Source organism: Acinetobacter sp. GFQ9D191M (assembly GCF_011174875.1).
GTDB lineage: Bacteria > Pseudomonadota > Gammaproteobacteria > Pseudomonadales > Moraxellaceae > Acinetobacter.
In genome coordinates this window covers 1-13,348 of record NZ_JAALGV010000107.1, presented here as the reverse complement: position 1 = coordinate 13,348, position 13,348 = coordinate 1, and the positions used below count along the sequence as shown (strand labels likewise).

Sequence of the window (13,348 nt, the reverse complement as noted above, 5' to 3'; positions counted from 1 at the left end):
AGTCTAATGATTCTATGAATATACCTAACTTTTTCAACTAACTACAAATGTGTTGCACTTGGGATTTGAATCCACGATTATATTTTTTTACTTGGATTGAATCATAATCTTTAGACCAAAGGTATTCAAGAGTTTCATCATTGATTCCAGAGTCGGATTACTATCGGGTTGTTCCATTTTCTGCAAAGTCTGAGGTGCTATTTTTGTGATTTTAGCCATTTCATTTAAGGTCAGATGCAGCTCAGTACGGATATAACGCGCAACTTTATAAAATGGCCAGTCAGGATTGTGATTAATCATCTCTAATACTTCATGACGTTTTTTCATCTGCTCAATCGCGGTCATCGGTTTATAGCGCTTATCCATGGGCTAGCTCCTGAATCTGCTGGCATATATTTTCAATCCGGTACTGACTATTCTGCAAAATTTCCTCAGAGATCTGCAGTCTGTGCATTTCAGCCATTAATCCTTGATAAAGAGGCAATTGCTTGACAAATTCTGACTGGATTTCTTGATGTTCAATGCCCGTTTGTTCTGTAATCTGCTCAATCACCGAGCGCCATATTGGCATGCCGCCATGATCATCTTTTTCCCAGCGGGTAGTTCGTGCAATACCATCCGGATGTAACCACATTGGAGCGAAATCAAACAGGGGAGAGAGTCGGATGGTTCCATCATTAAAACGTTGAATCGCTGTATTGCGGGTATGATTATCTTTATTGCCTAAAGCCACATTGGCTAAATCCCGTTTCAAATATTCGAAAATTTCCGGTTTAGGATCTGTACAGCATTCCATCAGTAAAGCACATACCTGATTATGGGTCATTCTTACCCCAAAGCCTGCTTTATTGCTCAACGAAGCAAGGCTTTCCTGTGCAATTCTGTCTACTTTGTTATCTACAATTTTCCGGTCAAATCTTGGAATAAACAGGGTTTTGCCATGCAATTCCAGCTCAGCATAAACCCTTAAATCCAGATACTGGGCAATCTTCATATAAAGTGCTTCATGCTGCAGGATGCTTTCCAGACTTTGATCATTGCCACGGCTGAATTTAACCAGCCAGTGTTTGGCTGCCATTTCATCTGAAAGGGTATGATCCAGATAAAATAACCCATCATGGCCTTGGGTTAGTAATAGTTTTGGCCATTCACCCTGAACGCCAGAAGAACCTGCAACAAATAATCCATAGGAGGCCAGCGATTCTATAAATTTTTCTTTTCTTTCAATGATTTCGCTTAGGCTAAAACCCACATTCTCTTGCACCGGGAAATGCGCCTGCAGCCATTCAAAAGCTTCTTTCACTCGGAGGTTGCCAATGGGATTACCTGCTCCTGCTTTTAGCAAAAACCAGTCTGCCTGTTCCTGCATATTTTCGGAAAAATCTAATTGATTCAGCAGTTCTTTACGGCCGTATCCTTGAGGCAAAAGATCCATCAAAAATGCTGGCCATTGCTTTTGTAAGTTATTTTGGACATTGACTGGAAACTGATACGAAAGCGCATGTCCATCTCTCACGTCCATATGCGAGATTGCATACTCGAAAAGATAGGAAGTACGGGTCGATGCTCTCCAGCCAGCTTCATGGCTGTCTGTAAGCTCGACGATCGCGCAATCTGACCATTCATTATCTTGAAAGATCTGTAGTGTACAGTAATAATCCATATTTATATTAAAATAGAATAATAGGTGTTGTTCTAAGCATTATATTATTATTTTAGTAAAAAAATAAAGATTTAAGATGAGATTGCCCTCTAAGCTTAGATGAATCGTAAGTAACTTGGATTTCTATGCAAATAAAATCACACAATTTCTTAAAAAGCGGACATTTCTATTTTGGAGTTACATGTTTTGTTATTCACCAATTAAAATGTCTATGCGATAAACCATTTAAAATGTCCTATTTTTAACTCAGAGAGTCAAGGACAGGATTTAACTTTCTTTGTTCAATGACAGCTTTTTGATCTTTACGGCTCGGTGTATTTTTATTTGTTCTTGAGCGTTTATTCTGTTTTTCCAGTTCTTCATGCTGTTGCTGGATATGGGCTAATACAGCACCTAAACGTTTATTCTCAACGACAGCATTCTGTTGTAATTTCGCCAATTTATTGAAGATACTGTAGTTGAGCTTTCGTCCTTCATGCATGAAGGCGATCGTTCCATCTGGATATTCTAGAAATAAAATATATTGCCCAACTAACTTACGATTCTGTGGTGTAGGCTCAAGTAGATAAATACATTTGTCGTACGTGATGGTAAGGTTCTTGGTCACTTTACGTGGTTCTTGCCAAGTAAAAATATCATCTAAATCAGTCGTAGATTCAGTCAAAGGGCGATGTAAATTCTTTGGGTTTCTCGCACATTTGGCAAACTTCTGATTAAAATGCTCAATGAAGCAGGGCAACCATGCGTTGGCTTCAGCAATTAAGCCAATACCTTCCAACCGCATTTCTTTAATCAGCCGATCTTGCAGTGTTCTATTTGCTCGTTCTACACGGCCTTTGGCTTGTGGGGAGTTGACAAAGATAATATCGATATTTAATTCGTTCAGAACCCGGCCAAATTGCGTCAGTTGTACATCCTGACTAGATTTCTAGTTGACTCTAAATACAGAATGTTTGTCACTGTAAAAGGCTAAAGGCTTGCCGTATTGCTCAATGTAGGCTCTGGTAGCAAGCATGTAATCAAAGCTGGTTTCAGCCTCACAAAAGCGCAGGTGTAACAACTTACCTGTGGCATCATCAATATAAACCAGCAAGCAACATTTCGAAGCTCGACCTTCGAACCAATCATGATATGAACCATCAATCTGGATCAATTCACCAAAGCAATCCCGGTTATATCGAGGCTGATATGGGCGTTTCAGACGCTTGGATCGAGGAATCCAGAGTTCATTGGCTGTCATCCATCGACGCAGCGTTTCTACAGGAATATCTAGAGCAAACATGCTGCTGAGTTTCTCATGAGCCAAAGTAGGACCGAATCCCAGCAGATGTTCAGAAATAATGGAAAGGCACTTTGATTTTAACAAGTCATCATGACGATGATGTCCAGGCTGACCTCGGCTTGCATGGGATAAAGCGGCCAGACCACCTTGATTAAACTTCTGTAATAACCGAGTGATTTGACGTGTTGAAAGATTTAAAAGTTCTGCAGCACGGACTTGAGTAATACGTTGATCTCGAACATCTTGGAGAACAGCAAGACGTTGAATTTCTTTGTCAGACATAGTGATCAGCATCTATATTCATATCCAGTCCATGATGGTCTGACCATCATAAACTAGACATTTTTATTGGTGAGAATATAGACACTTTAAATGGGTTCTAACAATTTGATTTCGTATAATATTGATTATGTTAAATAGACGAATTTCGGTATTAAATTCATTAATATTGATATAAATTAAATTATACATTATGTGTTGTCAATTTCTTCTTAAAAAATAGAGTTTTCCAATCACTATTATGAGAATGAGTTTGTAAATACAGACTCATTTCCTATCGCTATAAATATTAAAAATAGCTACATAGAGTTTATCTCTAGCTTATTCAAATTTGTCTTTGAAATTAGGCGTTACTACGGATGAACAATAATTTTTACAGCAGACTCATTATTATGAATCAATGTTTCAAAGCCTTTAGAAACAAGATCATCTAATGCAATCCGTTGGGTAATAAAAGGTTCTAGATTAATCTTACCTTGCTCAACCAAACGAATAGTTTCCTGATGGTCATTGACGTAAGCTATCGTGCCACGAATATCTAGCTCTTTCATCACCACACTATGCACATTAATTGTGGCAGGATGGCTCCAAATAGAAACGATAACGACTACACCAGTTGGTTTCATTGCTGCAACGAGTGTATCCATGACTTTATTGACACTACTACATTCAAAAGCAACATCTACACCGCGGTCTTGAGTAATTTTCATTACTTCATTTACCACATCAACCTGAGATGGATCCAATACATAATCGGCAACACCAGCCTCTATCGCTTTTTCTTTACGTTTTGCACTCAGTTCAGTGATGATAACCGTAAGACCTTTAGCCTTTAAAATAGCAGATAAAAGTAAGCCTATTGGGCCTGCTCCACCAACCAGTGCGATATCGCCAGCTTTTGCGCCACTTCTGACATAGGCATGATGACCGACAGATAAAGGTTCTATCAATGCTGCTTGGTCTAAAGGAATATCATTTGAAATAGGATGTACCCAACGCCGCTGAACTGCAATTTTTTCAGAAAGACCACCACCGCGTCCGCCTAAACCAATAAAGTTCATATTTTTTGATAAATGATACTTATCATTGGGGCCAGTCGGGACATCATCCGCAATAATATAGGGTTCAACTACGACATGTTGTCCAATTTGGATATCGTCTACACCTTCACCAACTGCATAAACTACGCCTGAAAATTCATGTCCCATTGTTACAGGTGCAGATTCTCCCGAAATTGGATGTGGATGACCACAAGGTGGAATAAAAATAGGGCCTTCCATGAATTCATGTAAATCTGTACCGCAAATACCGCACCATGCAACTTGAATTCCAACTGTGCCTGGAAGTACTTTCGGTTCAGGGATATCTTCAATTCGAATATCCCCTCGGTCATAAAAACGAGCTGCTTTCATTGTGTATTCCTTATGTTGATATTAACGGTAAACCATTCCACCATCTGTCAAAATAGACTGACCTGTAATATAGTTTGCATCCTCGCTGGCTAAAAATGCAACTAATGCAGCCACGTCATCTGGTGTTTCAGCACGTCCTAAAGCAATACCATCTACATATTTTTTATACGTTTGACCAATTGGTGCACCTGTAATTTCAGAGAACCGCTGATCTATTTCGACCCACATGTCTGTACCAACAACACCCGGACAATAACTATTTACAGTAATTTCAACACTAGCATATTCTTTAGCCGCAGCTTGCGTCAATGCACGAACTGCAAATTTCGTTGCCGAATAAACACCGAGTAAAGCAAAGCCTTCATGACCTGCTATTGAGCATGCATTAATAATTTTTCCAGCCTGTTGGCGTTGTTTAAATTTATTTGCTGCGGCTTGAATCCCCCAAAGTACACCACCGACATTGATGTTCATAATTTGGTTAAATTCACTCGGCGTTACTTCTGCCAAAGCTTTGACTTGTGCAATACCTGCATTATTAATCATGATATCAAAGCCATTAAGTGTCGATTCTGCATGATTAATAGCGTCACTGATTTGTATTGGATCTGAAATATCCGCAATAAATGTGGTGGCTTTTACGCCAAAGGCTTCAACCTCTTGTTGAACAGTATTTAACTTTTCTTGATGAAGATCGACCAAGGCAATATGTACACCTTCTTGTGCTAAACGTAAGGCAATACCACGTCCAATGCCTTGTGCCGCACCCGTAATTAAAGCAACTTTGTTGTTTAAACCTCTAGGCATGTTGCGACTCCTTAAATATGGATTGCACGTTGCATCGCCGACAAGACCGACTCATGCATCGCCTCAGACAAAGTAGGATGAGGGAAAATGACCTGTGCTAAGCTTTCATCCGTCGCTTCTAGGTATTTTGCGATGGCAAAACCCTGAATATGTTCGGTAACTTCATGTCCAACCATGTGAGCACCTAACAATTCACCCGTTTCCTGACTAAAAATAGTTTTAATGAATCCTGCGCTATCACCCAAAGCCAATGCCTTACCATTGGCTTGCAAAGGAAACTTACCCACATTGATATTCAAGCCCGCAGCTTTCGCTTTCTGTTCTGTCAAACCAATACTGGCCACTTGCGGATGGGTAAAAATACAGCCCGGAATTTGTGTACGATCTAAAGCATGTACATGATCTAAACCTGCAATTTTCTCCACACAAAGAATAGCCTCGTGACTGGCCTTGTGTGCCAAACACGGTGCGCCTGCAACATCGCCAATTGCATATACGCCCACAATATTAGTTTTGCACCATGAGTCGACTTTAATAAAACCATTCTCTAATTCGACACCTAAAGCTTCTAGGCCAAGATTTTCAGCATTTGGTTTCACGCCAATAGCTGAAAGCACCTTTTCAACAGTAATGATTTGTACACCTGTGGCAGTTTCAATATGACAATGTACTTGAGCCTGATCAGTTTCTATTTTTTTTACAGTCGCTTCGGTTAAAACCTGCATACCCTGCTGTTCAAATTGCTTTTGTACATACTTCGCAACTTCAATGTCTTCGCTAGGAAGAATCTGCTTTGCAATATCAACCAAGGTGACTTGGCAGCCTAAGTCTTGGTATAGGCTTGCAAACTCACTGCCTATAGCACCCGAACCAATGACCAGTAAAGATTTTGGTAATTGTTCTGGAACTAAAGCCTCTTTATAACTCCAGACCTGATGGCCATCTACAGGAATATGAGGCAAATTGGCCGCACGTGCGCCTGTTGCGACAATAATATGCGGTGCAGAAATCTGCTGTTTTTGACCATTCGCATCTGTAAGCTCTAATTGCTCTTTGGCAATAAACTGGGCTGCTGCGTTAAAAACAGTGATTTGATTTTTTTTCAATAGTTGACCGATACCTTGCACCAGTTGCTCAGAAACCTGTCTGCTATGATGGACCAGTTTTTGAATATCAAAATCAATCGCGTTAAGCGTAAAGCCAAACTGCCCTGCATGTTTGAACTGCTGCGCAAGCACAGCCCCGCTCAATAATGCCTTGGTTGGAATGCATCCCCAATTAAGACATACTCCGCCTAAGTGTTGTTTTTCAACGATTGCCGTTTTTAATCCCAGTTGCGCTGCGCGAATCGCAGCGACATATCCTCCAGGACCAGCACCAATAACCACAAGATCAAATTGTGTATCTGACATGACTATTCCTCCTACACCAAAATTAATGCAGGATTTTCGACAAACTGCTTAAATGCCGATAAGAATTGAGCACCCAACGCACCATCAATGACACGATGATCACAAGACAATGTTGCGGTCACCATTTCACGAACAACAATCTCATCATTTTCAACTACAGCACGTTTCTCTGCTGCACCTAAGGCTAGAATTGCACCTTGAGGCGGGTTAATAATGGCATCAAACTGTTGAATACCAAGCATGCCCAAATTGGAAATACTGAAACTGCCCCCTTGAAACTCATCAGGTGCCAATTTTCCAGTTTTGGCACGTGTCGCCAGATCACGCATATCATTGGAAATTTGCGCCAAAGATTTACGGTTCGCTGCTTTAATAATTGGCGTGATCAGTCCATTTTCGATGGCTACAGCAACCGAAATATCAGCCTGTTCAAACTGTAAAATCTGCTGATTCTCTTCATCAAACTGAACATTAACTTGTGGAACTTTAATCAGTGCAGCAGCAGCAGCTTTAATCAGCATATCGTTAATGGACAGTTTGACTTGCGGTACAGTACTGTTAATTTGCTGACGCAAAGCCTGAACCGACTCAACATTTAAGTCTATCGTTAAGCGAAAATGTGGTGCATTGCGTTTTGCCGCTTGTAGCCGTGCAGCGATTGCTTTACGCATACCATTCATAGCTACGGTGGTGAATTTTGCTGACTCTGTTGGATGCGCATACTCAGTATGTTGAGCTTGTACAGGATTTTCCCGTTGATATACAGCTTCAACATCTTCCTTACAGACTCGTCCACGTGAACCCGATGCACGACAATCATGCAAATTAATGCCCCATTGTTTTGCCAAACGGCGAGCAACAGGTGTTGCTAGAACATCACTATCATCTGCTTTAGATTTCGCGGCTTTCGTACTAGCTTGATGACGTACATCTGGCCAAGAACCACCAGCAGCTTGAACTGCGGCCTGAATATCTTGAACACTGATACGGCCTTCACGTCCAGAACCCGTAATCTGAGCCAAGTTTACATTATGCTTTTCAGCCAATTTCAAGGCATGTGGCGTTGCAAAAATATCATCACTTTGTTGGTAGCCTTGTAACTCATCAGGAATAGAATATCCGCCCTGAGTCACCGCTTTTGATCCATTACCAACACTGTTCTGTTTAGGAGCAGCTTGTACTTTGGTTTCAACTTGAGCCACATCGACTTTTTCAGGAACCGCTGCTACCGCTTTATTTCCAGTTACAGCAGGTGTTCCACCTAAAGACTGTGCAAATGCTTCAACTTCTGCATCGGAAACTTGGGCGTCTGCACAAATTGCAATGATTCCACCTACGACCAGTGTGTCACCATCGTTAGCAATAATTTTTCGTAGCAGGCCATCAAAAGGTGCCTCCAATACATTGACGATTTTTGTGGTTTCAATTTCACAAATTTCCTGTCCTTTACTAAATTGGGTACCTTCCTGAATCAGCCATTGGGCAATCGTACCCTCTTCCATGGACAAACCCCATTTTGGGATTTCTAAAGTTTTAATTTCGCTCATCCTAAGCCTCCAACGTCTTGCGTACAGCCTGTTCGATGCGTTCTACACTAGGTAGCCATTCTTTTTCTAGTACTGGTGAAAATGGTACGGGTGAGTGTGGTGGAGTGACTAATTCGATTGGTGCTTTAAGATAATGAAAGCCTTTCTGGGCAATAAGCGCAGCCACATCATGTCCGAAACCACAACGTGCTGCTGATTCATCTACAATCACCACACGACCTGTTGAAGCTACTGACTCTAAAATGCCATCTTCGTCTAATGGTGAAATGGTTCTAGGGTCAACCACTTCAACCGAAATGCCTTCTTTTGCGAGCTTATCAGCGACTTCATTGGCACGATGCACCATCAAACTTAAGGCAATAATGGTGATATCTGTGCCTTCACGGGTGTAATTTGCGACACCAAAAGGAATAGTGTAGGACTCATCTGGCACTTCGCCCTTAATGTCGTACAACAACTTGTGTTCACAAAAGACTACTGGGTCGTCATCTCGAATGGCTTGAATCAACAACCCTTTTACATCATAGGCACTTGAAGGCACCACCACTTTTAAACCAGGCACTGAGGCAAACACGTTATATGGCGACTGAGAATGCTGCGCTGCTGCGGAAAAACCTGCACCAATCATGCCACGTACAACGAGTGGCGCTTTGGCTTTGCCGCCAAACATGTAGCGAAATTTAGCTGCTTGGTTATACAGCATGTCATAACACACGCCGTAAAAATCCATAAACATTAAATCTGCCACAGGTCTTAAACCCGTTGCAGCAGCACCTGCCGCCATACCAATAATCGCTGATTCTGTAATTGGAGTATCAATGACTCGTTCAGAACCAAATTCAGTCCATAAGCCTTTGGTTACACCAAGTACACCGCCAAAACCTTCCAGCTTATTATCATCGGTATTTTTACCACCATGTCCACCACGAACATCTTCACCGACCACAATGACACTTGGGTCTCGGCGCATTTCTAATTCAATTGCTTCTTTAATCGCGTTTCGATAACTTTTATTTGGCATTTTTCTACTATTCCTTTAGTAAGAGACGTATACATCGGTAAGTAACTGAGAAACTTCTGGGTACTTAGCTGCACGTGCCTTTGCAACGGCATCGTCTACATTGGCTTTAGACTGAGCGTCAATCGCATCGAGCTTGGCTTCGTCAATTTTGTCTTTGACTTTTTCGCGGAATATTTTCAATGGATCTTTATGTTCTTTGACATAATCCAGTTCTTCTTTAGAACGGATAAGCCCTGGATCACCTTCAAAATGTCCATAAAATCGGTTGGTTACCGTTTCAATCACACTCGGACCTTCACCACGGCGGGCACGTTCAATGGCTTTTTGTGCAACTTCATACACAGCAAAAAAGTCTGTTCCATCTACTTTTTCAGCGGGTAAGCCAAAACCTGCTGCTCGGCCTGCAATATCTTTACTGCCTACGGCATAATCATGTGCAGTACCTTCACCAAAACCGTTATTTTCAAAAACAAAAATGACAGGAAGCTTTAACACAACAGCCATATTAATGGCTTCAAAAGTTAAGCCCTGATTTGAACCGCCATCACCGGTAAAAGATAGACCAATCCCCCCATTTTTGAGTGTTTTAGCACTTAAAGCTGCCCCAATAGCCAAAGGTGGACCACCACCCACAATACCGTTTGCACCGAGCATGCCTTTATCTAAGTCCGCAATGTGCATTGAGCCGCCTTTACCACGACACAAACCATCATCTTTGCCAAAAATTTCTAGCATCATGGCGTGAATGTCACAGCCCTTTGCAATACAATGTCCGTGACCACGATGTGTTGAGGTAATGAAGTCCTTATCTGTTAAATTTTCACAGATCCCTACGGCAACAGCTTCCTCACCGCTATAAAGATGGATGAAACCTGGGATATCACCTGTATTGTTTTCATCGTGAAGTCGATCCTCAAATTCACGAATGTCGCGCATTCTTTTGTATGCTGCTAGCAATTGCTCTTCCGTTAATTGCATATATTTATTCCTTATTAACTACGCTTAAAAGAAAATCCCAAATTGAATAACTGGATTTTTAAATCGTATATTTATATAAGAATATTTTTATTTAATTTCATATTAGACTAAAAAAATATAATGCATAAAAACATAAGATAAACATTAAAAACAATGGTTTATAAAATTAAGAAATTTGTAAATTTTTTAATATTATTCAGCTATATACAAAAACAAACCTTTAACCAACCTTTGTTTTATATGATAAGTTTTTTGCCCTGTTTTAATATTATTAATGCATTTAAAGCAGCTTATTTAATATCAGGCTCAATATTAATTATTTTAAACGACGGAGTGTTTGAAATGGATTTAAATAACCCAGTATTAACTGGAAAGAAGCTACGTGGCGCTAAAAAAATGGCGCGTATTCCAATTAAAGTTGTTCCAACGGAAACGATACCGAAAAAGCCAGAATGGATCCGGACTAAAATTAGTCGACCTGAGGAAGTCCAAATCATTAAGGATTTATTAAGACAACAAAAACTACATACCGTTTGCGAAGAAGCAGCTTGTCCTAACTTGCCGCAATGTTTCGGTAGTGGAACAGCAACATTCATGATTATGGGAGATATCTGTACTCGACGCTGTCCATTCTGTGATGTCTCGCATGGCCGTCCTAATGCCTTAGATATTAACGAGCCACTGCATTTGGCTGAAACAGTGAAGAATCTAAACTTAAAGTATGTTGTGATTACTTCCGTTGACCGAGATGATTTAAAAGATGGCGGTGCACAGCATTTTGCAGATTGCATTCGAGAAATTCGTCAAACTAGTCCAGACACTTTGATTGAAGTTTTGGTTCCTGATTTTCGTGGTCGCGCAGATATTGCACTTAAAATTCTGAGCAAAAATCCACCTGATGTTTTTAATCACAATATTGAAACCGTGCCACGCCTGTATAAAGCCATGCGACCAGGCGCTGACTATCAGCATTCATTGAATTTACTTAAGAAATTTAAACACTACTGCCCTGATATCCCAACGAAATGTGGTTTGATGGTGGGTTTAGGAGAGATTGAAGCTGAGGTTATTGCGTTATTAAATGATTTGAAAGATTATCAAATTGATTATGTCACAATCGGCCAATACCTACAGCCATCCAAATCACATGCGCCAATTCATCGTTTTGTTACATTGCAAGAGTTTAAACATTATCAAACTCATGGAGAGCACTTAGAGTTTAAGAATATTTGGAGTGCACCATTAGTGCGATCGAGTTATTTTGCTGACCGCCAGTATTATGGTGAGGCTGTACCTGTGCCCTACGTGCGTGAATGACATTTTCATCATTTAAAGGATCCTATTTATCAACATAATGGTTACTTTTATTAACACTTCAGATAAAAATAGTCATTTCCAGTCCATAACAACACTTTTAAAGTAGCTAAAAGGCTGGTAAAACCCAAAAAAGGTTATTTAACGAATCCAAGAAAAAATGATTTGGTACACGTAAGAAAAGATTGAATGAGTATAGATCTGGAAATTGATTTCTGAAGTTTAAAGATATTACAGTCTAATCATAAAGGAATATGATATGAACCTGTTCAATACAGCACCAGCAAAAAAGCTGCAAACAACACATTTAATTAATCAGCATATTGTTCAGGCTGCACCCGTTTTGGCTTTGCCTCAAGAAGATCAGACTTCCCTATTCCGCCGCTCTATTCAGCATAATTATGCCGATTTATTAAGAATTGCTGATGATTCCGATATGGCAATTGGTCTTACAGATCACCATGGTACTCTGTTATGGACCTGGAGTAGTTCCGCGATGCTTTCTTCTGCTGAACAGGTACATTTTATTGAAGGTGGCCATTGGTCAACGCAGGCGGTTGGGACCAATGCGATTGGTATGACATTAAATAGCCAAACATCAAGTTGTGTATATTCTCATGAAAACCAAATGGACAGCGTTCGTGATTGGGTTTGTTATGCAGCACCTATCTGGGATCCGACTTCAGGTCAATTTCATGGCATTATCAATCTTTCCACAAAATATAAAAAACATACCCCTCTAGGCATTCTTGCTGTGGAACGCTGTGCAGACTTAATACAGCGAGCAATAAAATTTGAACAGAAAAATTTTTTATACATTAAAGCGCTAGGTTCGCCCTGGGTTCAATTTAATGGGCATACTTTGAACTTGACTCACCGTCAAATTGAAATACTTTGCATTTTAGCTTTGTATCCGTACGGGATTGGTTTAGAAGAGTTACACTATGCCCTTTATGGTGAGCGTAATGTCAGCCTAAAAACCCTAAAGGCTGAGCTTTCACAACTTCGTAGCCTATTACCTCATTCAATTGAGGCTCGGATTTATAGGCTTACCTGTGAAGTCCAATGTGATTTTTTACGTGCTGAACAATCATTAAATGCAAATCTTATTTCGAGTACATTCTCGCTATATAAAGGTAGCTTTTTATCTAAATCAGAAAGCCCTTTACTCAGTACTTGGAGACATTGTTTTGATGCCCGTTTAAGCCAGTTGATTTATCAAATAAAGGATACCGATCAATTATTACGGATTATTGGGCAAACACATGATCGTATTGATGCGGTACAGCGTTTATTAGAATTATTACCACAGGACAGCAACTACCGTAATTATTTTTCAAATCTGATTTAAATTTGATTTGTTGCTTCAACTCTAAAGTTTTATTGAATAAGGTTTTATTGTGTAGCAGATAGAAATTGTTCATCTAAAGATCTTTATTGTGTTTGAATTGGCCAGTTTGAAATAATGGCTCACTGAAAGCCCAGCCTGACCACCATCGACAATAACGATATTAAAATGTGATTTTAAGCATGTTGATTTAAATTTGCATAGTAGGTTCATAAACTTGCACAAGTAAAATTGCGGATTTTATTAAGATAACTATTTAATATTAATAGATCTCTTGCGAAAGTC

The 13,348-nt window shown here is 40.1% G+C and carries 10 protein-coding genes and 1 pseudogene; 2 read left to right on the top strand and 9 right to left on the bottom strand.

The features are described 5' to 3' along the window. Positions 1-87: 87 nt before the first annotated feature. The 9 genes and pseudogenes from G5T77_RS14545 to G5T77_RS14505 form a co-directional block, all read right to left on the bottom strand. The gene (locus G5T77_RS14545) at positions 88-366 is read right to left on the bottom strand and encodes a helix-turn-helix transcriptional regulator (protein ID WP_166139582.1); all 279 of its coding nucleotides are present in this window, start codon (positions 364-366) and stop codon (positions 88-90) included. Further along, positions 359-1,663: a HipA domain-containing protein gene (locus G5T77_RS14540; protein WP_166139584.1), complete on the bottom strand. Its 1,305-nt coding sequence runs from the start codon at positions 1,661-1,663 to the stop codon at positions 359-361. Before G5T77_RS14540 ends, G5T77_RS14545 begins: the two co-directional genes overlap by 8 nt. 241 nt (positions 1,664-1,904) lie before the next feature. After that, positions 1,905-3,239 (bottom strand): annotated as a pseudogene (locus tag G5T77_RS14535) (ISNCY family transposase). Positions 3,240-3,577: 338 nt separating this feature from the next. Beyond that, positions 3,578-4,636 carry a 2,3-butanediol dehydrogenase gene (locus tag G5T77_RS14530; RefSeq protein ID WP_005105897.1) on the bottom strand — a complete coding sequence of 353 codons (1,059 nt, stop codon included), beginning with the start codon at positions 4,634-4,636 and terminating at the stop codon, positions 3,578-3,580. A gap of 21 nt (positions 4,637-4,657) precedes the next feature. Further along, the gene (locus G5T77_RS14525) at positions 4,658-5,443 is read right to left on the bottom strand and encodes an acetoin reductase (protein WP_108619593.1); all 786 of its coding nucleotides are present in this window, start codon (positions 5,441-5,443) and stop codon (positions 4,658-4,660) included. 11 nt (positions 5,444-5,454) lie between these two features. Beyond that, positions 5,455-6,855 (bottom strand): dihydrolipoyl dehydrogenase, encoded by a 1,401-nt coding sequence (gene lpdA, locus G5T77_RS14520; RefSeq protein ID WP_166139586.1) that lies wholly within the window; start codon positions 6,853-6,855, stop codon positions 5,455-5,457. Positions 6,856-6,866: 11 nt separating this feature from the next. After that, complete coding sequence (locus tag G5T77_RS14515; protein ID WP_166139588.1) at positions 6,867-8,402, bottom strand: 2-oxo acid dehydrogenase subunit E2; 1,536 nt, start codon at positions 8,400-8,402, stop codon at positions 6,867-6,869. Between the two features lies 1 nt (position 8,403). Beyond that, positions 8,404-9,423, bottom strand: a complete 1,020-nt coding sequence (locus tag G5T77_RS14510) for an alpha-ketoacid dehydrogenase subunit beta (RefSeq protein ID WP_048881927.1) — start codon at positions 9,421-9,423, stop codon at positions 8,404-8,406. A 15-nt stretch (positions 9,424-9,438) separates the two neighbouring features. After that, positions 9,439-10,401: a thiamine pyrophosphate-dependent dehydrogenase E1 component subunit alpha gene (locus tag G5T77_RS14505; RefSeq protein ID WP_075166713.1), complete on the bottom strand. Its 963-nt coding sequence runs from the start codon at positions 10,399-10,401 to the stop codon at positions 9,439-9,441. A 342-nt stretch (positions 10,402-10,743) separates the two neighbouring features. Here G5T77_RS14505 and lipA point away from each other — a divergent pair, with 342 nt between their 5' ends. Together lipA and G5T77_RS14495 are read left to right on the top strand one after the other, a co-directional pair. After that, positions 10,744-11,718, top strand: a complete 975-nt coding sequence (gene lipA, locus G5T77_RS14500) for a lipoyl synthase (protein WP_075166809.1) — start codon at positions 10,744-10,746, stop codon at positions 11,716-11,718. A gap of 256 nt (positions 11,719-11,974) precedes the next feature. Further along, positions 11,975-13,066 carry a hypothetical protein gene (locus G5T77_RS14495; protein WP_048881925.1) on the top strand — a complete coding sequence of 364 codons (1,092 nt, stop codon included), beginning with the start codon at positions 11,975-11,977 and terminating at the stop codon, positions 13,064-13,066. The last annotated feature ends 282 nt before the right edge of the window (positions 13,067-13,348 follow it).

Coding starts and splice junctions, on each gene's coding strand:
- G5T77_RS14495 (WP_048881925.1), top strand. CDS start 11,975: ATGAACCTGTTCAATACAGCACCAGCAAAAAAGCTGCAAACAACACAT.
- G5T77_RS14515 (WP_166139588.1), bottom strand. CDS start 8,402: ATGAGCGAAATTAAAACTTTAGAAATCCCAAAATGGGGTTTGTCCATG.
- lpdA (WP_166139586.1), bottom strand. CDS start 6,855: ATGTCAGATACACAATTTGATCTTGTGGTTATTGGTGCTGGTCCTGGA.
- G5T77_RS14505 (WP_075166713.1), bottom strand. CDS start 10,401: ATGCAATTAACGGAAGAGCAATTGCTAGCAGCATACAAAAGAATGCGC.
- lipA (WP_075166809.1), top strand. CDS start 10,744: ATGGATTTAAATAACCCAGTATTAACTGGAAAGAAGCTACGTGGCGCT.
- G5T77_RS14510 (WP_048881927.1), bottom strand. CDS start 9,423: ATGCCAAATAAAAGTTATCGAAACGCGATTAAAGAAGCAATTGAATTA.
- G5T77_RS14525 (WP_108619593.1), bottom strand. CDS start 5,443: ATGCCTAGAGGTTTAAACAACAAAGTTGCTTTAATTACGGGTGCGGCA.
- G5T77_RS14530 (WP_005105897.1), bottom strand. CDS start 4,636: ATGAAAGCAGCTCGTTTTTATGACCGAGGGGATATTCGAATTGAAGAT.
- G5T77_RS14540 (WP_166139584.1), bottom strand. CDS start 1,663: ATGGATTATTACTGTACACTACAGATCTTTCAAGATAATGAATGGTCA.
- G5T77_RS14545 (WP_166139582.1), bottom strand. CDS start 366: ATGGATAAGCGCTATAAACCGATGACCGCGATTGAGCAGATGAAAAAA.